Below are 26,473 nucleotides of genomic sequence, written 5' to 3' on the forward strand. Positions count from 1 at the left end.
GGCGTCAGCACTCGATAATGTTGACCGCCAAACCGCCACGGGCGGTTTCCTTGTATTTGCTTTTCATGTCGGCGCCGGTCTGGCGCATGGTGCGGATGACCTTGTCGAGGGACACAAAGTGCTGCCCATCGCCGCGCAAGGCCATGCGCACCGCATTGATCGCCTTGACCGAGCCCATCGCATTGCGCTCGATGCACGGCACCTGCACCAGCCCGCCAATCGGGTCGCAGGTCAGGCCGAGGTTGTGTTCCATGCCGATCTCAGCGGCGTTTTCCACCTGGGAAACGCTGCCGCCCAGGACTTCGCACAACGCTCCGGCGGCCATGGAACAGGCCACGCCGACCTCGCCCTGACAGCCGACTTCGGCGCCGGAGATCGACGCGTTTTCCTTGTACAGAATGCCGATGGCAGCGGCGGTGAGCAGGAAGCGCACCACACCGTCTTCGTTCGCGCCGGGGATAAAGCGCATGTAGTAATGCAGCACCGCCGGCACGATGCCCGCCGCGCCGTTGGTGGGCGCCGTGACCACGCGGCCGCCGTTGGCGTTTTCTTCATTGACGGCCAGGGCGTAAAGGTTGACCCAGTCGAGTACCGACAATGGGTCGCGCAGCGCCGACTCCGGGTGTTTGCACAGCTGGCGATGCAGGGCCGCGGCGCGACGCTTGACCTTCAAGCCGCCGGGCAGAATCCCTTCGTTGCGACAGCCCGCATCCACACAGTCCTGCATCACCTGCCAGATCTTCAGCAGGCCGGCACGGGTTTCCGCTTCCGGGCGCCAGGCGCTCTCGTTGGTCAGCATCACCTGGCTGATGGACAACCCGTAGGTGGTGCAATGGCCGAGGAGGTCTTTGGCATGCTTGAAGGGAAAGGTCAGCGGTGTGGCGTCCTCGACAATCCGGTCGGCGCCGGCGGCGTCTTCATCCACCACAAACCCACCACCGACCGAGTAGTACTCGCGGCTGCGGATCTGGATAGTGGCGGCGTCGAAGGCACGGAAAATCATGCCGTTGGGATGGTAGGCGAGGGGTTTGCGAATCATCGCCAAGTGTTCTTTCTCGTTGAACGCAATGCTGTGTTCGCCGAGCAGGTTCAGGCGGCCGTCCTTGCGCATCTGCGCCAGGCGGGTGGCCACGGTTTCGGTATTCACGGTGTCCGGGTGTTCGCCTTCCAGGCCGAGCAACACAGCCTTGTCGCTGCCGTGGCCTTTACCGGTGGCGCCCAGCGATCCGTAGAGTTCCACCTTGATGCTGGTGGTGGCGCTCAGCAGGTCGTCACGCTTGAGGCCCTCGACGAACCGAGCGGCGGCACGCATCGGGCCAACGGTGTGGGAACTGGAGGGGCCGATGCCAATCTTGAACAGGTCGAACACGCTAAGGGACATGGTTGTTCTCCGGTTTCTTATTATTTTTCTAAGCCTGGCTCGGTCAAATGTGGGAGCGGGCTTGCTCGCGAAAGCGGTGGGTCAATCACAGTTGTATCAACTGACAGACCGCATTCGCGAGCAAGCCCGCTCCCACATTTTTGACCGAGTACAGTCTCAGGTTATGCGTAGCTCTCGATCGACGGGCACGCACACACCAGGTTGCGATCACCAAACACGTTATCCACACGCCCAACCGGCGGCCAGTACTTGCCTTCGATCAACGACGGCACCGGGTACACCGCCTGCTCGCGGGTGTACGGGTGGGTCCAGTCACTCACCAGTTCAGCAGCGGTGTGCGGGGCGTTCTTCAACGGGTTGTCGTCCTTGTCCAAGGTACCGTTTTCCACCGCGCGGATTTCTTCGCGGATGGCGATCATCGCGTTGCAGAAGCGGTCCAGTTCTTCCTTGGATTCGCTTTCGGTCGGCTCGATCATCAAGGTGCCGGCCACCGGGAACGACATGGTCGGCGCATGGAAGCCGAAGTCGATCAGGCGCTTGGCCACGTCGTCCACGCTGATGCCGCTGCTGTCTTTGAGGGGGCGCAGATCCAGGATGCATTCGTGCGCCACCAGGCCGTTGCTGCCGGTGTAGAGCACGGGGTAGTGCTCTTCCAGGCGACGGGAGATGTAGTTGGCATTCAGGATCGCCAGCTGCGAAGCGCGCTTGAGGCCCGCGCCGCCCATCATGCTGATGTACATCCAGGTGATCGGCAAAATGCTCGCGCTGCCGAATGGCGCCGCACACACCGCGCCTTCCTTGCGTTCCATGGCCGCGTGGCCTGGCAGGAACGGCGTGAGGTGCGATTTGACGCCAATCGGGCCGACGCCCGGGCCGCCACCGCCATGAGGGATGCAGAAGGTCTTGTGCAGGTTCAGGTGGGACACGTCGCCGCCGAACTTGCCCGGTGCGCACAGGCCGACCATGGCGTTCATGTTGGCGCCGTCGATGTACACCTGGCCGCCGTTGTCGTGAATGATGCCGCAGATTTCGCGGATGCCTTCTTCGAACACGCCGTGGGTGGACGGGTAGGTGATCATCAGCGCGGCCAGGTGGTCGCGGTGCTCGATGGCCTTGGCGCGCAGGTCTTCGATGTCGACGTTGCCGCGTGCATCGCACGCAGTCACGACCACGCGCATGCCCGCCATGTTGGCGGTGGCCGGGTTGGTGCCGTGGGCCGACGAGGGAATCAGGCAGATGTCGCGGCGCTCATCGCCACGGCTCTGGTGATAGGCACGAATGGCCAAGAGGCCCGCGTACTCGCCCTGGGAACCGGCGTTCGGCTGCAGGGAGATCGCGTCGTAACCGGTGGCGGCGCAGAGCATGGCTTCCAGGTCGGAGGTCAGCTCCAGGTAGCCGGCGCTTTGTTCGGCCGGGGCGAACGGGTGCAGGGCACCAAACTCGGCCCAGGTCACCGGGATCATTTCGCTGGCGGCGTTGAGCTTCATGGTGCACGAGCCCAGCGGGATCATGGTGCGGTCCAGCGCCAGGTCCTTGTCGGCCAGTTTGCGCAGGTAGCGCATCAGCTCGGTTTCGGAGTGATAACGGTTGAAGACCGGGTGGCTGAGGACTGGCGACTGGCGCAGTAGGGCGGCTGGCAGCGTGCTTTCCGTCTGGGCGAAAGCGGGCAGGGGCTTGCCGTCGGCAAAGATCGCCCACAGGGTTTCGATATCGGCCTGGGTGGTGGTTTCGTCCACCGACACACCTACATGCTCACCATCCACCACACGCAGGTTGATGCGCTGGGCGCGCGCCTTGTCGTGCAGCGCGGCAGTGTTGGCGCCGGTGTTGAGGGTAATCGTGTCGAAAAAGTTCTGCTGCTCGACCTTCAAGCCCAGGGCGGTCAGGCCCTTGGCCAGGATCGCGGTCAGTTGGTGCACGCGCTGGGCAATCTGGGTCAGGCCTTTGGGGCCGTGGTACACGGCGTACATGCTGGCGATGTTGGCCAGCAGCACCTGGGCGGTGCAGATGTTCGACGTGGCTTTCTCGCGGCGGATATGTTGCTCGCGGGTCTGCATGGCCAGGCGCAGGGCCGGCTTGCCGAAACGGTCGACGGACACTCCGACCAGGCGGCCCGGCATGTCGCGTTTGAACGCATCCTTGGTCGAGAAATACGCCGCGTGCGGGCCACCAAAGCCCAGCGGCACGCCGAAGCGTTGCGCGCTGCCGATGGCCACGTCGGCGCCGAATTCGCCCGGAGGCGCCAGCAAGGTCAGGGCCAGCAGGTCGGCGGCCACGGCCACCAGGGCATTGGCGGCGTGGAAGCGCTCGGTCAGTGCGCGGTAGTCGAACACGTCACCGTTGCTGGCCGGGTATTGCAGCAGGGCGCCGAAGAACGGGCTGACGTCGCTCAGTTCGCGCTCATCGCCGACCACTACTTCAATCCCCAGAGGCTCGGCACGGGTGCGCAGCACATCAAGGGTTTGCGGGTGGCTGTGGATCGAGGCGAAGAAGGCGTTGCTGCCTTTGTTCTTGCTCAGGCGCTTGCAGAAGGTCATGGCTTCGGCGGCGGCGGTGGCTTCGTCGAGCAGGGAGGCGTTGGCGATCGGCAGGCCGGTGAGGTCGCTGATCAGGGTCTGGAAGTTCAGCAGCGCTTCCAGGCGGCCTTGGGAGATTTCTGGCTGATACGGGGTGTAAGCGGTGTACCAGGCCGGGTTTTCGAGGAGGTTGCGCAGGATCGGCGACGGTGTGTGGCAGTTGTAGTAGCCCTGGCCGATGTAGGTCTTGAACAGTTGGTTCTTGCCGGCGATGGCCTTGATCTTGGCCAGTGCGTCGGCTTCGCTCAGGCCGTCTTCCAGGCCGAGCACGCTGGTGCCCTTGATGCTTTCCGGGATCACGCTGGCGCTCAGCGCTTCCAGGGAGTCGAAGCCCAGGCTGGCGAGCATCTGCTGCTCATCTTCCTGGCGCGGGCCGATGTGGCGGGCGATGAATTCGTTGGCGGTGCTGATGTTGATCGACATGGCGCGCTCCTCAGGCTTCAGCGTTGGCTTTGATCAGGCGGTCGTACGCGTCCTGATCCAACAGTTTAGCGACTGCACCGGCATCGGCCGGCTTAAAGCGGAAGAACCAACCTTCGCCCATCGGGTCTTCGTTGACCAGCTCCGGGCTGCCATCCAATTTGTCGTTCACTTCAAGGACTTCACCGTCCAAAGGCATGTACACGCCGCTGGCCGCTTTGACCGACTCAACGGTGGACGCTTCGGCGCCCTTGTCATAGGCCTGCAACTCCGGCAGTTGCACGAAAACCACATCACCCAGCGCGTTCTGCGCGAAAGCGGTGATACCCACGGTGACGCTGCCGTCAGCTTCGGCGCGCAGCCATTCGTGATCTTCAGTGAAACGCAACTCGCTCATGGAAACTCCTCAAGGCCAGATTCGTCTGGTGGACGGGATTGGAATAATGGGGAGTTGCTTAGCAATATCGCGGCCAATCTTATTTAAACGTTATAAATCAATGAGTTAATAAAATTGGTTATAGCGTTATGCATTATGACTGTAGCGATTTCGCTACAGCTGGGCGCAGGAAAAAAAGCCTATGCGGATCAAAGCCTTGCATGGCGCGCAAAAAACAGGGTTGTATCGATATCGTTACGCTGTAGCGCTTTCAGTACAGCTGATGTCGTTCTCAGACCTTATTCGGGATGCCGTACTTGCGCAGGCGATGGGCAATCGCCGTGTGCGAGGTCTGCAACCGGCTGGCCAGTTGGCGCGTCGAAGGGTAGCTGGTGTATAGCGTTTCCAGCAGGTTGCGCTCGAAGTCTTCCACCGCCTGTTCGAGGCTGTCGATTTCACCGTCGCTCTGGCGCGCCACTGACGTGCCGGCGATATCCAGGTCGCCAATGTCCACCAGGCTGCTTTCGCAGATGGCGGCGGCGCGGAAGATCACGTTCTGCAGTTGCCGAACGTTGCCCGGCCAGCGGTTGCCGAGCAGCGCCGGATACGTGCCGGGTGCCAGGCGGCAGACGGGTCGTTGGATCTGCGCACAGGCCTGCTGCATGAAGTAGCGGGCCAGCAACAGGATGTCCTGGCCGCGTGCGCGCAATGGCGGTACTTCGACGTTGAGCACGTTGAGGCGATAGAACAGGTCTTCGCGAAAGGTGCCTTCGCTGACCATTTTTTCCAGGTCGCGGTGGGTGGCGCTGAGGATGCGCACATTGACCTTCACTTCACGGTCGCCGCCCACGCGGCGGAAGCTGCCGTCGTTGAGAAACCGCAGCAGCTTGGCCTGCAAGTACGGCGACATCTCACCGATCTCATCCAGAAACACCGTGCCCTGGTTGGCCAACTCCATCAGCCCCGGCTTGCCACCGCGTTGCGCGCCGGTAAAGGCGCCCGGTGCATAACCGAACAGCTCACTTTCCGCGAGGTTCTCCGGCAGCGCCGCGCAGTTCAATGCGAGGAAGGGCGCACTGTGGCGCGCGCTGATCGCATGGCAGGCGCGTGCCACCAGCTCTTTGCCGGTGCCGGTTTCGCCCTGGATCAACAACGGGGCATCCAACGCCGCTACCCGCTGGGCGCGGGCCTTGAGCGTGCGGATGACCGGGGATTCACCGAGCAGCGCGTCAAAGCCTTCGGCATGGTCATGGTGCAGCGCCGAAAGCTGTTCGCCGATGCGGTTGGGTTGGTAGAGGGTGAGCAGGGCGCCGGCGTCAGTGATCGGCGTGGCGTCCAGCAGCAGGGTCTGGCCGTTGACGCTGATCTCGCGCAGCGGCAAGCGAAAGCCTTGCTCCAGCAGGGTGTCGAGCAGCTTCGGGTCATTGAACAGTTCGCTGATGCTTTCGCCCGCCGGCTCGCGACCATACAAGGCGATCAGCGCCGGGTTGGCCAGCAGGATCTTGCCCGCGCTGTCCAACGCCAGCACCGGGTCGGTCATGGCGGCCAACAGGGCGTCAAGTTGCAGGTGGCGACGTTGGCCGGGGAGGATGTCCACCACGGTCACCGCTTGCACGCCCTGTACGCTGAACAGCGCGTCGCGCAGTTCTTCGAGCACCTCGGCGCTCAGGGTCGGCGCGTCGATGTAGACGTTGGGCGGTACCATTTCCACCGCATCCAGGTTGAGATTGCGCCCACCGAGCAGGGCCAGGACTTCCTGGGTAATGCCGACGCGGTCGATGAAGCTGACGTGGATACGCATGGGATGGCGTTTGGTTCTGTGGTGCGAGAGGTGGCAAGTATGCCTTGCTGACGATGGAGATCAAAATGTGGGAGCTGGCTTTTGTGGCGAGGGAGCTTGCTCCCGCTGGGCTGCGTAGCGGCCCCAAGATTCTGGGAGCGCTTCGCACTCCAGCGGGAGCAAGCTCCCTCGCCACAAAAGCCCGCTCCCACAGGGATTTGCGTTGTTCTTACTCCAAATGTTCCGGCTTGACCGGATCACCCGGCTTCACATCCAACTGATGCCGCACATCCTCGAACATCAAGTCGTACTGCTTGTGCATCGAGCCGTTCAACACGGCGATCTTCGGCATGCCGTACTTCTGCGCAATGTTCATCGCGTGCCGCGCAAAGTCGAACGCCTGGTCCTTGGGCAGGAAGAACTCTTCCTTGAGGTCCTTGCCCTGCACCGAGCCATGCAGCTTGAACAGCATGCCCTTGCCTTCCTTGGGGTCCTGGCTGACTTCGTAGTCGATACACAGGTTGTAGCTGTAGTCCTGCGCGTTCAGCGCATGGCGTTCAACGTGCAAGTGACCCGGTTCAAAGGTGGCCATAGGCGTCTCTCCTCTACTTCACAGATAGGTGATGCCAGGTTTTGCCGTGCTGATGCGTGTACCGGCGCTGCCCTGGACGATGGCTTCGATGTCCGAGAGTGAACCGATGACGGCGGTTTTGCCAGTCTGGCGGGCGAACTCGCAGGCAGCTTGTACCTTGGGGCCCATGGAGCCGGCGGCGAAACCGAGTTTTTCCATTTCGTCGGGGTGGGCCTGGCCGATGGCCTTTTGGGTCGGTTTGCCGAAATCGATAAAAGCCGCGTTGACGTCGGTGGCGATCACCAGCAGATCGGCGTCCAACTGCGAGGCCAGCAGCGACGAACACAGGTCCTTGTCGATCACCGCTTCGATGCCCTTGAGCTTGCCGTCCTCGCCGTACATCGTAGGAATGCCGCCGCCACCTGCGCAGATCACGATGCTGCTTTTTTCCAGCAGCCACTTGATCGGGCGGATTTCAAAGATGCGTTTAGGGCGCGGGCTGGCGACCACTCGACGGTACTTGTCGCCGTCCGGCGCAATGGCCCAGCCTTTTTCGGCGGCGAGTTTCTCCGCTTCAGCCTTGGAGTACACCGGGCCGATAGGCTTGGTCGGGTTCTTGAACGCCGGGTCCTTGGCGTCTACTTCGACCTGGGTGAGCAGGGTGGCGAAGGGCACTTCGAAGTCCAGCAGGTTGCCCAGTTCCTGTTCGATGATGTAGCCGATCATGCCTTCGGTCTCGGCGCCGAGCACGTCCAGTGGGTACGGCGAGACCTGGGTGTAGGCCGCCGCCTGCAACGACAGCAGGCCGACCTGCGGGCCATTGCCGTGGGCGATCACCAGCTCGTTGCCGGGGTGGATCTTGGCGATCTGTTCGGTGGCAATTCGGATATTGGCGCGTTGGTTGTCCGCAGTCATGGGTTCACCACGGCGGAGCAGGGCGTTACCGCCCAGTGCAACGACGATACGCATAGCGTCTGTCCTTCAGTAATTCTGCGTTGCGAACACGGGACTCAATGTGGGAGCGGGCAAGCCCGCTCCCACATTTGCCCCGTATTCCTTCAGTTATTTACAGGTCGGCCAGGGTCGACACCAGGATCGCCTTGATGGTGTGCATGCGGTTTTCCGCTTGCTCGAAGGCGATGCAGGCCGGCGACTCGAACACGTCGTCTGTCACTTCAATGCCATTGGCCAGGTGCGGATACTGCTCGGCAATCTGCTTGCCGACCTTGGTATCGCTGTTGTGGAACGCCGGCAGGCAGTGCATGAACTTGGTGCGTGGGTTGCCGGTGGCTTTCATCAGCTCGGCGTTCACTTGGTACGGCAGCAGTTGTTCGATGCGCTCGGCCCAGGCTTCCACGGGCTCACCCATGGATACCCACACGTCGGTGTGGATGAAGTCCACGCCTTTGACCGCGGCTTTCGGGTCTTCGGTGAGGGTGATGCGCGCGCCGCTCTCTTCTGCGTATTGCTTGCAGCGGCCGACCAGGTCATCGTGGGGCCACAGGGCTTTAGGCGCGCAGATGCGCACGTCCATGCCGAGCTTGGCGCCCACCAGCAGCAGCGAGTTGCCCATGTTGTTGCGGGCATCGCCAAGGTACGCGTAGCTGATCTCGTGGATCGGCTTGTCGGCGTGTTCACGCATGGTCAGCACGTCGGCGATCATCTGGGTAGGGTGATATTCATCGGTCAGGCCGTTGAACACCGGCACGCCGGCAAACTTGGCCAGCTCTTCGACGATCTCCTGCTTGAAGCCACGGTATTCGATGGCGTCATACATGCGCCCGAGTACGCGGGCGGTGTCCTTCATGCTTTCCTTGTGGCCGATCTGCGAGGAGCCCGGGTCGATGTAGGTGACGTTGGCGCCTTGGTCATAGGCGGCTACTTCGAAGGCGCAGCGGGTGCGGGTGGAGGTTTTTTCGAAGATCAGCGCGATGTTGTTGCCTTTGAGGTGTTGCTGTTCGGTGCCGGTGTACTTGGCGCGCTTGAGGTCGCGGGACAGGTCCAGCAGGTAGCGCAGCTCGCGCGGGGTGTGGTGTTCCAGGCTGAGCAGGCTGCGGTTGTGAATGTTGAACGCCATGATGATTCTCCTTGGATTCGGTAATCGGCCCGGTCGGCGCGGGATATGCGCCGCCGGGTGGATGGTCGTTTAGTAGTCGATAGGGTCGCGGATGATCGGGCAGGTCATGCAGTGGCCGCCGCCACGGCCACGGCCCAGTTCACCGGCGCTGATGGTGATCACTTCCACGCCGGCCTTGCGCAGCAGGGTGTTGGTGTAGGTGTTGCGGTCGTAACCGATCACCACACCTGGCTCCACGGCCACCACGTTGTTGCCGTCGTCCCACTGCTCGCGTTCAGCGGCGAAGCTGTTGCCGCCGGTTTCGACGACGCGCAGGGCCTTGAGGCCGAGGGCGGCGGCGACGGTGTCGAGGAAGTTGGTTTTCTCGCGTTGGATATCGATGCCGTGAGGCTTGCTCTCGTCAGGGCGCAGGGTGAAGGCGACGATCTGGTTGACCACTTCGGGGAAGATGGTGACCAGGTCGCGGTCGCAGAAGCTGAACACGGTGTCCAGGTGCATCGCGGCGCGGGATTTCGGCAGGCCGGCCACGATGACTTTTTCCACTGCCTTGTTCTTGAACAGGTTGCGCGCCAGTTGACCGATGGCCTGATGCGACGAACGCTCGCCCATGCCAATCAGGACCACGCCGTTGCCGATGGGCATCACGTCGCCGCCTTCCAGGGTGGAGGCGCCGTGTTCCTGGTCGGGGTCACCGTACCAGATCTGGAAGTCGGCGTTGGTGAACTCCGGGTGGAACTTGTAGATGGCGGTGGTCAGCAGGGTTTCCTGACGTCGCGCCGGCCAGTACATCGGGTTCAGCGTCACGCCGCCGTAGATCCAGCAGGTGGTGTCACGGGTGAACTGAGTGTTGGGCAGCGGCGGCAGGATGAAGCTGGAATGCCCGAGGAAATCGCGGAACATCTCGATGGTCTTGCCACCGAAGCTGCTCGGCAGGTCATCGGCGGACACGCCACCAATCAGGAACTCACTGATTTTGCGCGGCTCCAGGCTGCGCAGCCAGGAGCTGACTTCATCCACCAGGCCCAGGCCGACGGTGTTGGCGGTGATCTTGCGTTCCAGGATCCAGTCCAGCGCGTCGGGGATGGCGACGATGTCGGTGAGCAGGTTGTGCATTTCCAGCACATCAATATCCCGCTCGCGCATCTTGGTCACAAAGTCGAAATGGTCGCGCTTGGCCTGGGCCACCCACAGCACGTCATCGAACAGCAGTTCATCGCAGTTGTTGGGGGTCAGCCGCTGGTGGGCCAAGCCTGGGGAGCACACCATGACTTTGCGCAGTTTGCCGGCTTCGGAATGTACGCCGTACTTCACTTTTTCCGTGGTCATTACAGATCCTCCAGTGAACAAAAGATTCAGGTGTTACAGGGTCAGGAAACCGTCGTAGAGCCCATAGGCCGCCACCAGGGCGCCAATGACCACTGCGGCGAAAATCAGCTTCTCGACGTTGGTGAAAATCGGTTTGCCCAGTTCACGCTTGGCCTTGGCGAACAGGATTGCGCCGGGGGCGTAGAGCAGGGCGGAGAGCAGCAGGTATTTGGTGCCGCCGGCGTAGAGCAGCCAGATCGCGTAGATCAGGGCGATGGCGCCGATGAACAGGTCTTTCTTGCGCTCTTTCAGGGCGTTCTCGTAGGTCTCGCCGCGCACCGCCAGCAGCAGCGCGTAGGCCGCCGACCACAGGTAAGGCACCAGGATCATCGAGGTGGCGAGGTAGATCAGCGACAGGTAAGTGCTGGCGGAAAACAGCGTGATCACCAGGAACAGTTGCACCATGGCGTTGGTCAGCCACAGGGCGTTGACCGGCACATGGTTGGCGTTCTCCTTGCGCAGGAACTCCGGCATGGTGTGGTCCTTGGCGGCGGCGAACATGATCTCCGCACACAGCAGCACCCACGACAGCAGTGCCCCCAGCAGCGAGATGATCAGGCCGACGCTGATCAGCACCGCGCCCCAGTGGCCTACCACATGCTCCAGCACGGCGGCCATCGACGGGTTTTGCAGCTTGGCCAGTTCCGGTTGGGTCATGATGCCCAGGGACAGCACGTTCACCAGCATCAGGAACAGCAGCACGGTGATAAAGCCGATCACGGTGGCCTTGCCCACGTCGGAGCGTTTTTCCGCACGAGACGAGAAGATGCTCGCGCCTTCGATGCCGATGAACACCCAGACGGTGACCAGCATCATGTTGCGTACCTGGTTCATCACACTGCCCAGGTCCGGGTTTTTCACGCCCCAGATGTCAGCGGTGAAGATCTCCAGCTTGAACGCAAACAGCGCGATCAACACGAACAGCACCAGCGGTACGACCTTGGCGACGGTGGTCACCAGGTTGATGAACGCCGCTTCCTTGATGCCGCGCAATACCAGGAAATGCACGGCCCACAGCAGCGCCGAGGCACCGATCACTGCAGCAGGGGTATTTCCCTCTCCAAATAGCGGGAAGAAGTAACCGAGGGTGCTGAACAGCAACACGAAGTAACCGACGTTGCCCAGCCAGGCACTGATCCAGTAGCCCCAGGCAGACGAGAAACCCATGTAGTCGCCGAACCCGGCCTTGGCATAGGCATACACGCCGCCGTCGAGGTCGGGCTTGCGGTTGGCGAGGGTCTGGAACACAAACGCGAGGGTCAACATGCCGATGGCGGTAATCACCCAACCAATCAACACCGCGCCGACGTCGGCGCTGGCGGCCATGTTCTGCGGCAGTGAGAAGATCCCGCCGCCAATCATCGAGCCCACGACAAGTGCAACCAGTGCGCCGAGTCGAAGTTTTCCGGGAGATTCAGACATTGCATAACTCCAATGCAGGAGAAGAGAGACCACAGAATAATTCCGTGCGCTATTCAAACAGCTGACTCAGATCACTTCATTGGCACATTCCATTGTGAATTAATGACTTAGGCTGGAAACTCGTGGGCGATATAAATCCTCGGAGAGGTGCTTTGCAGAGCGCTTCTCTCGCTTTATGGTTAATCTATTAGTCAGGTCCGTGGACGTTTGAAGCTAGACCGTATTTCCAGATGTGCAAACTTTTTGAACGAAGTTTCACCAAAGCGCTATAAGCGTTAGTGTGATGTGTTATTTAAATTCTAAATAAGCCTAAACGTGAATATTTGACAGGCCATTACGTTATGAGCGTGTCGGTTTTATCGCCTTCTCTAATAAACGCTACACTCGCTGAGTTAATTAGTTGAGTGCACGGTTGTCGGCTCAAACAGTTATTGACCAGGAGTGTGTATGTCCCAACCGGTCCAGAAACTTCGACTCAGCGCCTTGATCGCCCTGGTGGTGGGCTCGATGATCGGCGGCGGGATTTTTTCCTTGCCGCAGAACATGGCTGCCCGCGCCGAGGTGGGGGCCGTGCTGATCGGTTGGGCAATCACCGCGGTCGGCATGTTGACCCTGGCGTTCGTGTTCCAGACCTTGGCCAATCGCAAGCCCGAATTGGATTCGGGTGTGTACGCCTACGCCAAGGCGGGTTTCGGCGACTACATGGGGTTTTCATCGGCTTGGGGCTACTGGATCAGCGCCTGGATGGGCAACGTGGGTTACTTCGTGTTGCTATTTAGTACCCTCGGCTACTTTTTTCCGGTGTTCGGCCAGGGCAACACACCGGTGGCCATCGGCTGTGCATCCTTGTTGCTGTGGGCCGTGCATTTCCTGGTGATGCGGGGGATCAAGGAGGCGGCGTTCATCAACCAGATCACCACCGTGGCCAAGATTGTGCCGCTGCTGATGTTCATCGTGATCGCCGCCGTGGCGTTCAAGGCGGATATCTTCACCCGCGATATCTGGGGCCTGGGCAACCCGAAGATCGGCAGCGTGGTGGACCAGGTGCGCAACATGATGCTGGTCACCGTGTTTGTGTTTATCGGCATCGAAGGCGCCAGTGTCTACTCGGCGCGGGCTGAGAAACGCTCGGATGTGGGCCGCGCCACGGTGATCGGCTTCCTGGGTGTGCTGGCGTTGCTGGTGCTGGTGAACGTGCTGTCGTTGGGCATCATGAGCCAGCCGGAACTGGCGCAATTACAAAACCCGTCCCTGGCGGGTGTGCTGGAACATATCGTCGGCCCCTGGGGGGCGATGGCGATCAGCATCGGTTTGGCAGTGTCTCTGCTCGGCGCCTTATTGTCGTGGGCGCTGCTCTGCGCGGAAATCCTCTACGCCACCGCCCATGACAAGACCATGCCGGCCTTCCTGAAAAAGGAAAACGTCAATCAGGTGCCGGTCAATGCGCTGTGGCTGACCAATGTGATGATCCAGCTGTTCCTGGTGATCACGCTGTTTTCCCACAGCACCTACACCACCCTGATCTACCTGGCCTCGTCGATGATCCTGGTGCCCTACCTGTGGTCGGCGGCCTATGCGGTGCTGTTGAGCGGGCGCGGCGAAACCTATGAAGGCGCCCACGGCCAACGGATGAAGGACCTGCTGGTCGGCCTGATTGCCCTCGGCTACGCGGTGTGGCTGCTCTACGCCGGGGGCTTGAAATACCTGCTGCTGTCGGCGTTGTTGTATGCGCCGGGCGTGATCCTGTTTGCCCTCGCCAAGCGTGAGCAGGGCCAGCCCTTGTTTACCCTCATGGAAAAAGGCATTTTCAGCTGCGTGATCGCCGGCGCAGGGCTGGCGGCGTATGGGTTGTACAGCGGGGTATTGTCGTTGTGAAACTGGCGTATCAGCCGCCCTACGACTGGGCGGCAATGGTGGGGTTTCTGTCGGCGCGGGCGATCGGCGGGATGGAGACGGTCGAGGCGGGCGTGTACCGGCGCAGTATCAGCCTCGGTGGGCAGCAGGGCTGGATCAGTGTGGCAATGGGGGATGGCGATTGGCTCGACGTGGAGGTGGATTTTCCAGAAGCGGCAGCGCTGCCTGAAATCGAACGGCGCCTGCGCACGATGTTTGATCTGGATGCCCAACCCCAGTTGATCAACCCGCAACTGGCGACGGACCCGTTGATGGCGCAACTGGTCGCAGCGCGTCCGGGCTTGCGTGTGCCGGGCACCTGGGATGGCCTGGAACTGGCGATTCGCGCGGTGCTGGGCCAGCTAATCACTGTGGTGGCCGCGATTCGTCTGGCTGGCAAGTTGGTGACTCAATACGGCCAGCCACTGGAAACCCCGCATGCCGGAATCACCCATGTGTTTCCCACCTCCGAGGTGTTGGCGGCGGCGGACCTGGCGACGCTGGGCATGCCCAAGGCGCGTGGGCGGACCTTGTCGGGCGTGGCCCAGGCGTTGCTGAATGATCCTCGATTGTTCGAACCCCAGGCCAGCCTCAAGGCCGGTGTGGCGCGGTTGGTGGCGTTGCCAGGCATTGGTGATTGGACCGCGCAGTACATCGCCATGCGCCAGATGCGCGAGGCGGATGCATTTGCGTCGGGGGATATCGGGTTGATCAATGCGCTGGTGGCATTGGAAGGTGGGCCGGTTTCGGCGCGGCAGTTGTTGGCGCGGGCTGAGGCTTGGCGCCCGCTCCGGGCGTATGCGGCGCAGCACTTGTGGACGTCGTTGCAGCGGGCGGATTAAGAGTGCCTGTACTGGCCTCTTCGCGAGCAAGCCCGCTCCCACATTCGACTGCATTCCCTGGAGGTACTCGGTCAAAATGTGGGAGCGGGCTTGCTCGCGAATGCGGACTCAAGGTCACCACTGAGGCCGATGTGAGCCCAATTCCCCAGCCGGCAAATCCCACTGCAACGGCGTGCCGCTGATGGTCACCGGTGGCAATATTCGATGTGCCTGGCCCCAGGCTGTCTGTTCCATCAATACCCCTTGATCCGTAGGCTCTTCGGCGCGTAACCCTGGCTGCTCCGGCACTTGTCCAGCCTCCACCAACAAGCTCGCCGTTCGCGCCAATGACAACCGCGCCGCGCCACCACGCCCGGACTTCAACCGTTCGCTCAATGCTTGAATCGCACTGGCTGCCATCAAATACCCGGTGGCGTGATCCAGCGCCTGCAACGGCAGGGGCAGCGGTTTGTCCGACTGTTTCCAGGCCATGCCGGCGGCGGCGATTCCGCTGCTCATCTGCACCAGGCTGTCGAAACCCCGGCGGTTGCGCCACGGGCCGCTCCAGCCGTAGGCGTTGAGGCTCACGTCGATCAGCCCGGGGGCGAGGGTTTGCAGTGCGTCGCAGGTGTAGCCCAACTGTTCCAGGGCATCGGCGCGGTAGCCGTGGAACAGGATGTCCGCTTCCTTGAGCAGGTCTTCGAAAACCTGCCGGCCTTCCGGGCTTTTCAGATCCAGGCGGGCGCAGCGTTTGCCCAGGGTCATTTCCGGTACTACGCCGGGTTCGTTCCAGGTGGGCGAGTCGATGCGCAGCACGTCAGCGCCCAGGCCTGCAAGAAAACGACTGGCGACGGGGCCGGCCAACACGCGAGTCAGGTCCAATACCTTGAGGCCCGCCAGTGGCCGCGCAACCGAGCCGAGCCAGGGCTTGTCGGTGGTGGTTGCAAAGGTCTGGCGCTGCACCAGTTCCTCGGCATTCACCGCCAACCCTTGGGGGTGGGCTTGCCAGGCTTGCCAGTCACGCATCTGCGCGGCGCAACCGCCCTCATCGACAATCGCCTGTTCCAGTTCGGCGGCATTCCATTTGGCAACCTTGGCGGCCATTTCGGCCCGGTCGGTCACCTTGCCCAGCACACGCTCGGCCGCCGCGCGGTGATGGGGCGCATTGGTGTGCAGGCGAATCCAGCCATCGGCGCTGGCGTAGTCGCCGGCCACCGGGTCCCACAGCGGCGGTACTTGCCAGCCCACCGGGCGGATCGAAGAAGAAAACCAAAAGGACGCGAGGCGCCGGTCCACTGTGACGCTGGGCAGGCGCCCGGTCTGTTGTTGGATCAACTGCGCCACCGCCTGGCCAGCGGCACCGATGCTGGCGCTGGCCAGCTCAGTCACGGCGAAGGTCGAGGGCAGGGCGCCGGCTTCGGTAAAGGTCAGTGGTGTTTGCGGTAGAGCGAGTGCGGCTTGGATGGGAGTCAGCAGGTCAGTCATCAAAGGCCCTCCGTAAGAGAAGGGCCACTATAGAAGATCATCAGGCCGGTGTGACAACCCCTGGTTCCAACGGCAGGTCGATGCTGGCAACAAAACCGCCGTCGGGATGGTTGGCCAGGATCAAGCTGCCGCCATGGCGCTCGGCGGCGCGACGCGCAATCGCCAGGCCCAGGCCATGGCCTTGTGCGGTCTGGCCGGGGGCGCGGTAAAAGGGTTCGCCCAGCTGGCTCAAGTGTTCGGTGTCAACACCGGGTCCGTGGTCGCGCACGCTGATCAGGATCCGATCACCCTGACGCTGGGCGTGCAGTTCAATCGGTTGGCCCTGTGGATTGAAGCGCTGGGCATTGCGCAGCAGGTTATCCACCGCGCGTTCGATCATGGTCGGCCAGCCCTTCAGGTTCAGGTCGGTGTCGGCGTTCAGTTGCACCACCTGGTCCGGCGCGCCGAGCTGGGCGTCTTTTTGCAAGGTTTTGAGCAAGACGGTGAGGTCGACTTCTTCGGCGCTGGCGTTGTCGGCATCAACGCGGGCCAGTACCAGAATTTCACTGATCAGGGCTTCGAGTCGGTCGCACTCGCGGGTCAGGCGCGGCCAGAGCTTTTCCCGCTCTTCGGGGCTGGCGCGTTCGGCCAGGGCCAGGGCGATACGCAAACGTGCCAAGGGTGAGCGCAACTCGTGGGACACGTCGCGCAGCAACTGGCGCTGGCTGCCGATCAGGCTTTGCAGGCGGGCGCCCATGCGGTTGAAATCGGTGGCCAGCACGCCGAATTCATCGCGACGGTTGGCCAGGCGCGCCAGGCTGTTTTGCTGATAGGTGGCTTGGCCAAGGTCGTGCACCGCGCCGCGTAAACGGCTGAGGGGACGGGTGATGGACAGCGTCACCAACAGGCTGAACAGGGTCAGCACGACCAGCGCAATCGCCAGTGCACTCAACGGCCACAGAAGGCTGCTGCGGTGCCAGGCGTCGAGTTCCGGGTGGGGGATGCGGTAGATCAGCAAGTACGTGTCACCGGTCTTTTCGCTGGTGTACTCGGCGGTCAGGCGGCGCCAGGGCAAGTGGCCGTCCTGGCTGTCATTCTGGCGCGCTTCGAAAGCGGCGGCGCGGCGCGGGAAGGTGCCGCGCACCACCGGCTCGCCGCTTTCATTCAGCACTTGTACGTCGATGTGGTACTGGCGTTTGCGTTGTTGCAGCAAATCCTGCGCCGCGTCCTCGCCCTGGGCTTCGTAGAGTTGGGTCCACTCTTCGGCCAGGTTATTGAGGCCGGGGTGACGGCTGAGAATCCAGGCATCTTGATTGAGCATGTGCCCAAGCAGGATCGACAACCCGGCAACCAAGGCGATGGCCAGCCAGAAACTGGCCAGGATGCGCCAGAACAATGAACGCACAGGAAACCCTCAAACAGGAAAAGCCCAGTGGCGGTGGCCACTGGGCTGGGAGCGTTAACGCGGGTGCATTATTGCGCTTTTTGCGGCTGTTGCGCTTTCCAGGCCTGGAATTCCTTCCATTCGGCGCGACGCTGTTCCTGCTGCTTGACGATCTCGTCGAATTTCTTCTGCTGGTCAGGCTTGAGCACCGCACGAATGTCCGCCTGGGTTTTCTGCTTGCCGGCGGCGATTTCGTCCTGCATGGCTTTCTGGTCAGCGGCTGGCAGTTTGTCCAAGTACTTCTTGGTCAGGTCTTTGCGAGCGTGCCATTGGTCGCCCATCAACTTGCCGATCTGCTGGCGCTGTTCCTTGCTCAGGTCCAGTTGGCTGAAAGGGCCGCCTTTGCCACGCGGACCGTGTTCACCGCCGTGGCCCGGGCCACCCATCATGTGGCCTTCCGGGCCGCCCATCGGGCCTGGGCCTTCAGGCATTGCCGCCATGGCAACGGTGGGCAGGGCAGCGGCGAACATCAAAGCGATAAGGGTCTTGCGCATGGTGATTCTCCTGTCTCTATTCCGGTGAGTCCGGATGTGAGTAGATTACGGAGATCAAGGTCAGCGGCGGTCAGGTGTGGGTAAAGCTTGGGTAAAGACGATTTGGGGGGAGCTGACAAAACCAGGAGCCCAGGGCTCCCGATTTCAAAGACTGTAGTAGTAGCCCCGGCTACGCAACGCCACGATCCGTGGCCGGCCATCCGGGTGTGGGCCGATCTTTTTGCGCAGGTTGCTGACGTGCATGTCCAGGCTGCGATCGTAAAGGGTCAGCTTGCGGCCCAGGGCGATCTGCGCCAGTTCCTGCTTGTCCAGCGGTTCACCGGGCTGGCGCAGCAAGGCTTCCAGCAGGCGGCTTTCGGAAACGGTAAGGGCGAACTCCTGTTCGTCGATGCTGACCACGCCGCGCACCGGGCTGAAGCACAGGTCGCCCAATTCCAGCTGGGTCGACACGGCGGCCGGATGGCTGCGGCGCAATACGGCGCGCAGGCGGGCGGTCAGCTCGCGTGGGTCGCAGGGCTTGGCCAGGTAATCGTCGGCGCCCAGTTCCAGGCCGAGGATGCGGTCCAGTGGTTCTCCACGGGCCGAGAGCATCAGCACCGGCAGTTCCGGGTGGTCGTTACGCAATTGCTTGAGCAATTCAAGGCCGCTGCCGTCGGGCAGCATCACGTCGAGCACCACCGCAGCCGGGGCGCTGTCGGCCAAGGCTTTGCGCGCACTCAAGCCGTCATGGCAGGCGCGCACCTGAAAGCCTTCCTGGCTCAACCAACTGGTCAGCAGCTCACAGAGCTCCTGGTCATCATCTATCAGTAACAGCTCGCTCATGACTCACTCAATTTAGCCATTGTCGACGGCGACGGTGCCCCCCGCTGGCGAAGATCCCGCACAGCAGGGCGATCAGTGCGACGGCCCCACCGGTGACGAACCACTGTTGTTGCTCGGTCAGCCAGCGGGTCAAGGCGCCGCCCTGTGTATCTTTGAGTTGCTGGGCCAGGCGTTGGTTCTCTTGGCGAAGGCGACTCAATTGGGCGCTTTCGCGGGTAGCATCTGCGCTTTGCAGTTGCTTGCTCAGTTCTTCACGCTGGCGTTCGCTTTCTTTCAAACGTTGCTGCAACTCGGTGATCTGGGCGCCAGCACTCAAGGACAGGGGCGTGGAACTGCCGGTGTTCGAGGTTTCTTCAGCGTGGGCCGAAGCCCCGATCATTACCACTGCCAACAGACACAACTGACGTAAGCGCATCGGAACTCCTGATTCCACACGAATATTCAGAACGTTGTCGGCAGGGTACCGAGAATAATGAGCAATTAGGCATGCGCCGAACCGATTAGGTTCGGCGCGGCCGTTATCAAGGCAAGACTTGCTTGAACGGCTTGATCACGACGTCCGCGTAAACGCCGGCCGCCACGTAAGGATCAGCCTTCGCCCAGGCCTGGGCATCGGCCAGGGAGGTGAACTCGGCGACGATGAGGCTACCGGTGAAACCGGCATCGCCTGGGTCGTTGCTGTCTACCGCCGGGTGCGGGCCGGCCAGCACGATACGGCCTTCGGCCTGCAGCTGCTTGAGGCGCTCGACATGGGCCGGGCGTACGCTCAGGCGTTTTTCCAGCGAATTGGCCACGTCGGTGGCAATGATGGCGTAGAGCATGTCAGTCCTCGGTTTTTGGCGTGGTAGGGGCAACGTCATGCAGGTGGCGCGACAGGTAGATGCCCTGGCCCACCAGGAACAACACGGTCATGGCCAGGCTGCCGAACACTTTGAAGTCGACCCAGTAATCCTGGAAGGTAAAGGCCACGAACAGGTTGGCGGCGCCGCAGAACAGGAAGAACACGATCCAGGCCACGTTCAAGCGTGTCCACACGGGCTCCGGCAGGGTCAGCGCGTGGCCCATGATCCGCTTGATCAGCAGGCGGTCACCGATGAAGTGGCTGCCGGTAAACACCAGCGCGAACAACCAGTTCACCACCGGCGCTTTCCATTTAAGGAAGGTTTCGCTGTGGAAGGCCAGGGTCAGGCCGCCGAATACCAGGCAGGCAATGAGGGTGAGCCATTGGCTTTTTTCCAGCTTGCGCTGGGAGATGAAGATAGCGCCGTAGACGACGATAGAGCTGATGATCAGGACGGCGGTGGCGCTGTAGATGCCCCCGAACGACACCGGGTGACCGGCGATATCGATGACCCTGGGGTCGAGTTTGGTAACGATGAAAAACAGCAACAGCGGGATGAAGTCGATGAATTGTTTCACAGTAAGAGCCAGAAGCTGGATGTGGCGGCATAATAACAAACATCCTTGGTAGCGAAAGCGCCAGCTGACTTGAGGTTACACATCCCCGTGAATGTTGATTTGCACTGCCACAGCACGGCCTCCGACGGCGCCCTGGCGCCCGCGGTACTGGTTGCGCGTGCGTTTGAAAAAGGCGTGCGAGTCCTGGCGTTGACCGACCACGACACCCTCGAAGGCCTCGACGAAGCCCGCGAAACCGCGCATTCATTGGGCATGCAACTGGTCAACGGCGTGGAATTGTCCTGCACTTGGGGCGGCGCCACCATTCATGTGCTCGGCTATGGTTTTGATCAGCAAGCCCCGCCGCTGGTGCAGGCCATTGCCGATTTGCACGATGGCCGCTGGCTGCGGTCCGAAGAAATAAGCCGCAAGCTCAGCCTTAAAGGCATGCCGAACGCCCTCGACGGCGCTCGCGCCATCCAGCAGGAGCTGGGCGACAGCGGCAATGCACCGGCCCGGCCGCACTTTGCCGACTGGATGGTGCGTGAAGGGTTCGTCAAGGATCGCGCCGAAGCCTTCCGCAAATGGCTGGGCGCCGGCAAGTTGGGGGATGTGAAGCAACACTGGCCGACCCTGGAAGACACGGTCGCGACCCTGCGTGCCTCCGGGGCCTGGGTCAGCCTGGCCCATCCCTGGCATTACGATTTCACCCGCAGCAAGCGCCGCAAGCTGATCAGCGACTATATTGGAGCGGGTGGCCACGCGATCGAAGTGGTCAATGGGCACCAACCTGCCGAGCAGGTCGGCAGCCTGGCGATCCTTGCCCGCGAATTTGGTCTGCTGGTCAGCGCCGGCAGTGATTTTCATGGCCCAGGTGGGTGGTCCGAAATCGGCGAGTATCGCCAGGTACCCGAAGACCTGCCGCTCTTGTCGGGGCGATTCAAGCATGACCCCATTACTGCCACCGTCTGAACAGGTAGAACACGTGAGTCAATTCTTCCAGATTCATCCGGAAAACCCCCAGGCGCGCCTGATCAAGCAGGCCGTCGAGATCATTCGCGCCGGCGGCGTGGTGATCTACCCGACGGATTCCTCCTACGCCATCGGTTGCCAGATCGGCGACAAGGGCGCGGTGGAACGTGTAAGACGCTTGCGTCAATTAGATGACAAGCACAACTTCGCGCTGATCTGCAGCGACCTGTCCCAGCTCGGCCTGTTCGCCAAGGTCGACACCGGCACTTTCCGCCTGCTCAAGGCGCACACGCCGGGGCCCTATACCTTTATTCTCAACGCCACCCGCGAAGTGCCGCGCCTGCTGCTGCACCCCAAGAAGCGCACCATCGGCCTGCGGGTGCCGGAACATCCCATCGCCCTGGCGCTGCTCGAAGAGCTGGGTGAGCCTTTGATGAGTGTGTCGCTGATCATGCCGGGTGAAGATGAGCCGCTGTACGACCCCTACGAAATGCGTCAATTGCTGGAAAAACAGGTCGACCTGATCATCGACGGCGGCTACGGCGGCAACAAGGCCTCCACCGTGATCAACCTGGCCGACGGCGAACCCGAGGTGATCCGCGTGGGTTGCGGCGACCCGGCCCCGTTCATGGTCGAGGCCTGAATGTCAGCCGTGGAAACCGTGGATCCCCAGGCGGGCGCCCAGCAGGAACTGCCGTTTGCCATGGTGTATGGCCAGGCGGTCATGGAAATGCCGCTGGACCTGTACATTCCGCCGGATGCCCTGGAAGTCTTCCTTGAAGCGTTCGAGGGCCCGCTGGACCTGCTGCTGTACCTGATCCGTAAACAGAACATCAACATCCTCGACATTCCGGTGGCGGAAATCACCCGCCAGTACATGGGCTATGTCGAGTTGATGCAATCGGTACGTCTGGAACTGGCCGCCGAGTACCTGGTGATGGCCGCCATGCTCGCCGAGATCAAGTCGCGCATGCTGCTGCCGCGTTCGGAAACGGTGGAAGCCGAAGAAGACGACCCGCGCGCCGAGCTGATCCGCCGCCTGCAAGAGTACGAACGCTTCAAGGCCGCCGCCGAAGGCATCGACGGCTTGAGCCGGGTGGGCCGCGACGTAGTAGTGCCCAAGCTCGACGCCCCCGAAGCCCGCGCACGCAAACTGCTGCCGGACGTGAGCCTGGAAGAATTGCTGATGTCCATGGCCGAGGTGCTGCGCCGGGGCGATATGTTTGAAAGCCACCAGGTCAGCCGCGAGGCGTTGTCGACCCGCGAGCGCATGAGCGATGTGCTGGAGCGCCTGAAGGGCGGTGGTTTTGTGCCTTTTGTCGAACTGTTTACTAAAGAAGAAGGGCGCCTGGGCGTGGTGGTGACCTTTATGGCGATCCTTGAATTGGTCAAGGAATCCTTGGTCGAGCTGGTCCAGAATGAGCCTTTTGCGGCTATCCACGTGCGGGCGCGAGCCGAATAAAGAGCTGAATCGATGAATCTGACTGAACCCCGCGAACTGGCGCCGCTGCTGGAAGCCTTCCTACTGGCCTCAGGTAAGCCGCAATCCCTGGAACGCCTGTTCGAACTCTTTGAAGAAGCCGAGCGCCCTGAGCCACCGGTGTTCAAGAAGGCACTGGAAATCCTGCGCAAGTCCTGCGATGGCCGCGCCTTTGAACTGCGCGAAGTGGCGTCGGGTTACCGCCTGCAGATCCGTGAGAAGTTTTCCCCGTGGGTCGGCCGTTTGTGGGAAGAGCGTCCGCAACGTTATTCGCGGGCGATGCTGGAAACCATGGCGCTGATCGCCTATCGCCAGCCGATTACGCGGGGCGAGATCGAAGATGTACGGGGCGTGGCGGTCAACAGCCATATCGTCAAGACCTTGCTGGAGCGCGAGTGGATCCGCATCGTCGGCTACCGTGACGTGCCCGGCAAACCGGCGATGTTCGCCACCACCAAGGTGTTTCTCGACCATTTCAACCTGAAAAACCTCGACGATCTGCCGCCGCTGGCCGAACTGCGCGAGATGGAAGCCGAGCCGGTGCTCGATTTCGACGACGCGCCGGTCCCCGCGAGCCTGCAGGAATTGGCCGATGCCAGCGCCGAGCCGGAAGAGCCGAAGGACGAGACCAGTTTCCATACGTTGCTGCTGGAATTGGACGACATGGAGCAGGGCATCAAGACGGACTTCGACGACCTGCTGCGTGACGGCGCCGCCGAACCTGAAATTCAACCGAACGTTGAGGCTGAGCCTGAAGTCGAAGCAGAACCTGAGCCAGAGGAAGACATCCTTGGCGTGGCTGAAGCCCGCGAAAAACTCCTCGCCGCCGTAGCCGCTCTCGAACAACCGCCCCTGAGCGACGAGGAAGACGAAGCCCGCGCCCTGGCCGAAGCCATCGAAGCCGAGCGTCGCCAGTTCGAAGACTGACGCAATCTGACTGTCCTTAAAAAGGATTGCCCATGAGTTCCACCAAAGACCCCTGCATCAGCCTCTGCAAATTCAACGCCGACATCTGCGTCGGCTGTGGCCGCAGCAAGCGCGAGATCCGCGCCTGGAAGAAGCTCGACAAGGCCGACAAACGCACGGTCCTGGCCGAAGCCGAACTCCGATTGCTGGCCCTGGGCGCCACCGGTCGGCGGAAAAGCAAATGATTAGGGTGTTATCGACTAGTCTCTGATGCGCAACGCGCACCATGCGCGTATGATTCGCGACCCTTTGCCGAGCTATTCGGCCAAAGCCCCGCTTTCAACACTCTTCAGGCCACGCCTGAATCGACCCACCGGGAGGTGCTTAAGATGAACGACAAAGACCAGAACGACAGCCAGGAAATCGGCCCAGCAGGCGAAAAACTGCAAAAGGTGCTGGCGCGTATCGGCGTGGGCTCGCGCCGCGACGTCGAAGCCTGGATCACCCAGAAGCGCATCAAGGTCAACGGCGTCGAGGCCACCCTCGGCCAGCGCGTCGACCTGCACGATGCAATCACCATTGATGGCAAGGTCATCAAGCGTGAAGAGGCCGCCGAATCGGTGCGCCGCGTGATCATGTACAACAAGCCGGACGGCGAGATCTGCACCCGTGACGACCCGGAAGGCCGTCCGACCGTGTTCGACAAGATGCCCAAGCCCAAAGAAGGTCGTTGGATCAACATCGGACGTCTGGACATCAACACCACCGGCTTGCTGATGTTCACCACTGACGGTGAACTGGCCAACCGCCTGATGCACCCGTCCTACGAGATGGACCGCGAGTACGCCGTGCGTGTACGTGGCGAAGTCGATGACGAGATGATCGAGCGCCTCAAGGCGGGCGTGGTGCTGGAAGACGGCCCGGCCAAGTTCACCGACATCAAGCAGGCGCCAGGCGGCGAAGGTTTCAACCACTGGTACCACTGCGTGGTGATGGAAGGGCGTAACCGTGAAGTGCGTCGCCTGTGGGAATCCCAGGGCCTGGTGGTCAGCCGCCTGAAGCGCGTGCGTTTCGGTCCGGTGTTCCTCAACTCCGACCTGCCGATGGGCCGCTGGCGCGAAATGAGCCAGTACGAAGTCGACATCCTCAGTGCCGAAGTCGGCCTGACGCCGGTCGCGATGCCGCAGATGAACGCCAAGAGCAAAGACAAGCTTGAGCGTATGCAGCGCAAATCGTCGCGTCCTGTGGCACGTACCGAGCGTGTGGCCCGCACCCTGCGCCCGGCGCTGAATGCACCGGCAACCGGCGGTCGTATCTCGCGTGAGCCGCAGATCGAAGGTGAGCGTCGCCCAACCGCGCCATCGCGCCAGGAAGGGGAGCGTGCGCCACGTGCACCGCGTCCTGCTCCGGCCGGTGGTCGCAGCAACCGGGGTGAAGCCGATCGCCCGGCTGATAACGCCAGCACCAAGCGTCCAGCCAAGCCGGCGGCGAACAAGCGCCCTGGCCCGAAACTGGTCGCGGACGAGCCGTCGGGCAAGCGCCGTGGCGCCCCGGCCGGTTCGGGTCAGCGTCCTGGTTTTGGCCGCAAGAAGCCGCAGTGATGTAAGTGCTGCACAAAAACGCCAACCCTCGGGTTGGCGTTTTTTTTGGTCTGAAATACGCTCGGAAATGTGGGAGCGGGCTTGCTCGCGAATGCGGAGTATCAGGTAACACATGCATCAGCTGACACGCAGCCTTCGCGAGCAAGCCCGCTCCCACATTTGGATCTTCATAGGTTTCTAAATAACTGATCAGAAGGCAAATCTCCCATCAAACACGGGCTTGTCATCCAACGCCAAAACCCCACTGGCAAAGATCAGATCCAAGTGATGACTGCCTTTCTGCCCGCCCCCCAAACCCAGGTGCAGCCCGCAGTGGCGCTCCTCGAACCCGGCATTGCGCGCATACAGATCCTTCACGCCTTCATTGGTGCCAATCCCCAATTCCTCGACGCGACGGTTCGACGGGTTGGCATTCAGGTACTTGTTGAAATCATCTGCCAGCCCCGGCACCTCACTGGCCACGCTGCAGATGGTCGAGTTCTCGATCCACAACTCCAGTGGTGACGCCAGCACGCCATATTTACGCGCAAACGGGATGGTGCTGAGAAAGGTGCCGACAAACCTCACTTGGCCATTGATGGCTTCACTGTGGGTGGCGATCTCGCCGGGGGCCAGGTCGTGGTTGCCGATGCCGTTGATATTGGTCCACTTCTTGATGCTGCTCATCGGCGCTTCCAGGCGTGAGCCGTGCTTGTCGGTAAAGCTCAGCACCGTGGCTTGCGACATGCGCCGGATCAGCGTGGCGTTGAGGTCGGCAATGCGCTGGGGCTCGACACTGAAGGTGTCGTAGAAGTAGTCGCCGTAATCCTTGAACAGCAGGGATTTTTTCCAGTGTTCGGCCATCACGCCTTGCAGCGCACGGATAAAGTCCGGGCCTTCGGCGCGAGGGTTGGGCAAGGTCGAGGAATCATAGAGAAACAGATACAGGTCGCAAGCTTCGATGGCCTCGGCCAGGGTGTCGCTGGCGGCGAGGTCCAGGCGCTGCACCTGGAAGTTGAAGCGGGCGGCGCTGCTGTGGGTGATCGCCTGGGCGATGGCGTCGTAGCGCTCGGTATGGCCCAGCAGCACGGTGGGGCGACTCAGGCCATTGAGGGCCGGGTGGTGCGCGAGGTAGTAGAGAAAGTGTTCGACGGCGCGGGCCTTGTCCATGACGTGTTTCCTTCTGTGCCTTGGGTAAGGAGGCAGATGCCGTGCACAGCACCTGCCGGAT

The 26,473-nt window shown here is 61.7% G+C and carries 25 protein-coding genes; 8 read left to right on the top strand and 17 right to left on the bottom strand.

Annotated elements, in window-relative coordinates; translation table 11 throughout:
• Positions 1–4 precede the first annotated feature (4 nt).
• The 9 genes from HX823_RS01630 to arcD (HX823_RS01670) all read right to left on the bottom strand — a co-directional run bounded on the left by HX823_RS01630 (position 5) and on the right by arcD (HX823_RS01670) (position 11,968).
• Positions 5–1,381: an L-serine ammonia-lyase gene (locus tag HX823_RS01630; protein WP_177073975.1), complete on the bottom strand. Its 1,377-nt coding sequence runs from the start codon at positions 1,379–1,381 to the stop codon at positions 5–7.
• Between the two features lie 161 nt (positions 1,382–1,542).
• Positions 1,543–4,380: an aminomethyl-transferring glycine dehydrogenase gene (gene gcvP / locus HX823_RS01635; protein WP_177073976.1), complete on the bottom strand. Its 2,838-nt coding sequence runs from the start codon at positions 4,378–4,380 to the stop codon at positions 1,543–1,545.
• 10 nt (positions 4,381–4,390) lie between these two features.
• Positions 4,391–4,774, bottom strand: coding sequence for a glycine cleavage system protein GcvH (gcvH, locus tag HX823_RS01640; RefSeq protein WP_010208126.1), 384 nt, complete (start codon positions 4,772–4,774; stop codon positions 4,391–4,393).
• 271 nt (positions 4,775–5,045) lie between these two features.
• Positions 5,046–6,554: a sigma-54-dependent transcriptional regulator gene (locus tag HX823_RS01645; protein ID WP_016975437.1), complete on the bottom strand. Its 1,509-nt coding sequence runs from the start codon at positions 6,552–6,554 to the stop codon at positions 5,046–5,048.
• A 208-nt stretch (positions 6,555–6,762) separates the two neighbouring features.
• On the bottom strand, positions 6,763–7,125 hold the full coding sequence (locus HX823_RS01650; RefSeq protein ID WP_095017426.1) for a DUF5064 family protein: 363 nt from the start codon (positions 7,123–7,125) through the stop codon (positions 6,763–6,765).
• An 18-nt stretch (positions 7,126–7,143) separates the two neighbouring features.
• Positions 7,144–8,073 carry a carbamate kinase gene (gene arcC / locus HX823_RS01655; protein ID WP_177004775.1) on the bottom strand — a complete coding sequence of 310 codons (930 nt, stop codon included), beginning with the start codon at positions 8,071–8,073 and terminating at the stop codon, positions 7,144–7,146.
• Between the two features lie 97 nt (positions 8,074–8,170).
• Positions 8,171–9,181: an ornithine carbamoyltransferase gene (locus HX823_RS01660; RefSeq protein WP_177073977.1), complete on the bottom strand. Its 1,011-nt coding sequence runs from the start codon at positions 9,179–9,181 to the stop codon at positions 8,171–8,173.
• Between the two features lie 69 nt (positions 9,182–9,250).
• Positions 9,251–10,507 (bottom strand): arginine deiminase, encoded by a 1,257-nt coding sequence (gene arcA / locus HX823_RS01665; RefSeq protein WP_016975433.1) that lies wholly within the window; start codon positions 10,505–10,507, stop codon positions 9,251–9,253.
• A gap of 33 nt (positions 10,508–10,540) precedes the next feature.
• The gene (gene arcD, locus HX823_RS01670) at positions 10,541–11,968 is read right to left on the bottom strand and encodes an arginine-ornithine antiporter (protein WP_038851585.1); all 1,428 of its coding nucleotides are present in this window, start codon (positions 11,966–11,968) and stop codon (positions 10,541–10,543) included.
• 447 nt (positions 11,969–12,415) lie between these two features.
• On the opposite strand from arcD (HX823_RS01670), the gene arcD (HX823_RS01675) reads away from it, so the two are divergent.
• Positions 12,416–13,843, top strand: coding sequence for an arginine-ornithine antiporter (gene arcD / locus HX823_RS01675; RefSeq protein WP_177073978.1), 1,428 nt, complete (start codon positions 12,416–12,418; stop codon positions 13,841–13,843).
• Complete coding sequence (locus HX823_RS01680) at positions 13,840–14,703, top strand: DNA-3-methyladenine glycosylase (protein WP_177073979.1); 864 nt, start codon at positions 13,840–13,842, stop codon at positions 14,701–14,703. Before arcD (HX823_RS01675) ends, HX823_RS01680 begins: the two co-directional genes overlap by 4 nt.
• 114 nt (positions 14,704–14,817) lie before the next feature.
• On the opposite strand, the gene HX823_RS01685 is transcribed toward HX823_RS01680, so the two are convergent.
• The 7 genes from HX823_RS01685 to HX823_RS01715 form a co-directional block, all read right to left on the bottom strand.
• Positions 14,818–16,167 (bottom strand): CoA transferase, encoded by a 1,350-nt coding sequence (locus HX823_RS01685; RefSeq protein WP_038851589.1) that lies wholly within the window; start codon positions 16,165–16,167, stop codon positions 14,818–14,820.
• A gap of 40 nt (positions 16,168–16,207) precedes the next feature.
• On the bottom strand, positions 16,208–17,551 hold the full coding sequence (locus HX823_RS01690) for a HAMP domain-containing sensor histidine kinase (protein ID WP_033896350.1): 1,344 nt from the start codon (positions 17,549–17,551) through the stop codon (positions 16,208–16,210).
• 68 nt (positions 17,552–17,619) lie between these two features.
• Complete coding sequence (locus tag HX823_RS01695) at positions 17,620–18,084, bottom strand: LTXXQ domain-containing protein (RefSeq protein ID WP_016975427.1); 465 nt, start codon at positions 18,082–18,084, stop codon at positions 17,620–17,622.
• A gap of 144 nt (positions 18,085–18,228) precedes the next feature.
• On the bottom strand, positions 18,229–18,906 hold the full coding sequence (locus tag HX823_RS01700) for a response regulator transcription factor (RefSeq protein WP_003193803.1): 678 nt from the start codon (positions 18,904–18,906) through the stop codon (positions 18,229–18,231).
• Between the two features lie 7 nt (positions 18,907–18,913).
• Positions 18,914–19,321, bottom strand: coding sequence for a hypothetical protein (locus HX823_RS01705; protein ID WP_038851591.1), 408 nt, complete (start codon positions 19,319–19,321; stop codon positions 18,914–18,916).
• Positions 19,322–19,427: 106 nt separating this feature from the next.
• Entirely contained in the window at positions 19,428–19,727 is a 300-nt protein-coding gene (locus HX823_RS01710; protein WP_177073980.1) for a YciI family protein, read from the bottom strand.
• 1 nt (position 19,728) lies between these two features.
• Positions 19,729–20,325, bottom strand: coding sequence for a septation protein A (locus tag HX823_RS01715; protein WP_016975424.1), 597 nt, complete (start codon positions 20,323–20,325; stop codon positions 19,729–19,731).
• Between the two features lie 87 nt (positions 20,326–20,412).
• On the opposite strand from HX823_RS01715, the gene HX823_RS01720 reads away from it, so the two are divergent.
• From HX823_RS01720 to rluB, 6 genes are all read left to right on the top strand, one after another.
• Positions 20,413–21,276, top strand: coding sequence for a PHP domain-containing protein (locus HX823_RS01720; protein WP_038851593.1), 864 nt, complete (start codon positions 20,413–20,415; stop codon positions 21,274–21,276).
• A gap of 13 nt (positions 21,277–21,289) precedes the next feature.
• Entirely contained in the window at positions 21,290–21,919 is a 630-nt protein-coding gene (locus HX823_RS01725) for an L-threonylcarbamoyladenylate synthase (RefSeq protein ID WP_033896346.1), read from the top strand.
• 120 nt (positions 21,920–22,039) lie between these two features.
• Positions 22,040–22,738 carry a ScpA family protein gene (locus HX823_RS01730; RefSeq protein ID WP_177053511.1) on the top strand — a complete coding sequence of 233 codons (699 nt, stop codon included), beginning with the start codon at positions 22,040–22,042 and terminating at the stop codon, positions 22,736–22,738.
• A gap of 12 nt (positions 22,739–22,750) precedes the next feature.
• Positions 22,751–23,683: an SMC-Scp complex subunit ScpB gene (scpB, locus tag HX823_RS01735; RefSeq protein WP_177073981.1), complete on the top strand. Its 933-nt coding sequence runs from the start codon at positions 22,751–22,753 to the stop codon at positions 23,681–23,683.
• 32 nt (positions 23,684–23,715) lie between these two features.
• Entirely contained in the window at positions 23,716–23,907 is a 192-nt protein-coding gene (locus tag HX823_RS01740) for a DUF1289 domain-containing protein (RefSeq protein WP_033896343.1), read from the top strand.
• Positions 23,908–24,051: 144 nt separating this feature from the next.
• Positions 24,052–25,263 carry a 23S rRNA pseudouridine(2605) synthase RluB gene (rluB, locus tag HX823_RS01745; protein ID WP_010208149.1) on the top strand — a complete coding sequence of 404 codons (1,212 nt, stop codon included), beginning with the start codon at positions 24,052–24,054 and terminating at the stop codon, positions 25,261–25,263.
• Between the two features lie 189 nt (positions 25,264–25,452).
• Here rluB and HX823_RS01750 read toward each other — a convergent pair whose 3' ends face one another.
• Positions 25,453–26,412, bottom strand: coding sequence for a leucyl aminopeptidase (locus HX823_RS01750; RefSeq protein ID WP_177073982.1), 960 nt, complete (start codon positions 26,410–26,412; stop codon positions 25,453–25,455).
• Between the last annotated feature and the right edge of the window lie 61 nt (positions 26,413–26,473).

Origin of the sequence: Pseudomonas sp. P7759 (assembly GCF_013386445.1) — a bacterium.
Taxonomy (GTDB): domain Bacteria; phylum Pseudomonadota; class Gammaproteobacteria; order Pseudomonadales; family Pseudomonadaceae; genus Aquipseudomonas; species Aquipseudomonas azotoformans_A.

Coding starts and splice junctions, on each gene's coding strand:
- HX823_RS01685 (WP_038851589.1), bottom strand. CDS start 16,167: ATGACTGACCTGCTGACTCCCATCCAAGCCGCACTCGCTCTACCGCAA.
- HX823_RS01740 (WP_033896343.1), top strand. CDS start 23,716: ATGAGTTCCACCAAAGACCCCTGCATCAGCCTCTGCAAATTCAACGCC.
- gcvP (WP_177073976.1), bottom strand. CDS start 4,380: ATGTCGATCAACATCAGCACCGCCAACGAATTCATCGCCCGCCACATC.
- HX823_RS01630 (WP_177073975.1), bottom strand. CDS start 1,381: ATGTCCCTTAGCGTGTTCGACCTGTTCAAGATTGGCATCGGCCCCTCC.
- gcvH (WP_010208126.1), bottom strand. CDS start 4,774: ATGAGCGAGTTGCGTTTCACTGAAGATCACGAATGGCTGCGCGCCGAA.
- rluB (WP_010208149.1), top strand. CDS start 24,052: ATGAACGACAAAGACCAGAACGACAGCCAGGAAATCGGCCCAGCAGGC.
- arcA (WP_016975433.1), bottom strand. CDS start 10,507: ATGACCACGGAAAAAGTGAAGTACGGCGTACATTCCGAAGCCGGCAAA.
- HX823_RS01695 (WP_016975427.1), bottom strand. CDS start 18,084: ATGCGCAAGACCCTTATCGCTTTGATGTTCGCCGCTGCCCTGCCCACC.
- arcD (WP_177073978.1), top strand. CDS start 12,416: ATGTCCCAACCGGTCCAGAAACTTCGACTCAGCGCCTTGATCGCCCTG.
- HX823_RS01645 (WP_016975437.1), bottom strand. CDS start 6,554: ATGCGTATCCACGTCAGCTTCATCGACCGCGTCGGCATTACCCAGGAA.
- HX823_RS01705 (WP_038851591.1), bottom strand. CDS start 19,321: ATGCGCTTACGTCAGTTGTGTCTGTTGGCAGTGGTAATGATCGGGGCT.
- HX823_RS01660 (WP_177073977.1), bottom strand. CDS start 9,181: ATGGCGTTCAACATTCACAACCGCAGCCTGCTCAGCCTGGAACACCAC.
- HX823_RS01700 (WP_003193803.1), bottom strand. CDS start 18,906: ATGAGCGAGCTGTTACTGATAGATGATGACCAGGAGCTCTGTGAGCTG.
- HX823_RS01750 (WP_177073982.1), bottom strand. CDS start 26,412: ATGGACAAGGCCCGCGCCGTCGAACACTTTCTCTACTACCTCGCGCAC.
- arcC (WP_177004775.1), bottom strand. CDS start 8,073: ATGCGTATCGTCGTTGCACTGGGCGGTAACGCCCTGCTCCGCCGTGGT.
- HX823_RS01650 (WP_095017426.1), bottom strand. CDS start 7,125: ATGGCCACCTTTGAACCGGGTCACTTGCACGTTGAACGCCATGCGCTG.
- HX823_RS01710 (WP_177073980.1), bottom strand. CDS start 19,727: ATGCTCTACGCCATCATTGCCACCGACGTGGCCAATTCGCTGGAAAAA.
- arcD (WP_038851585.1), bottom strand. CDS start 11,968: ATGTCTGAATCTCCCGGAAAACTTCGACTCGGCGCACTGGTTGCACTT.
- scpB (WP_177073981.1), top strand. CDS start 22,751: ATGAATCTGACTGAACCCCGCGAACTGGCGCCGCTGCTGGAAGCCTTC.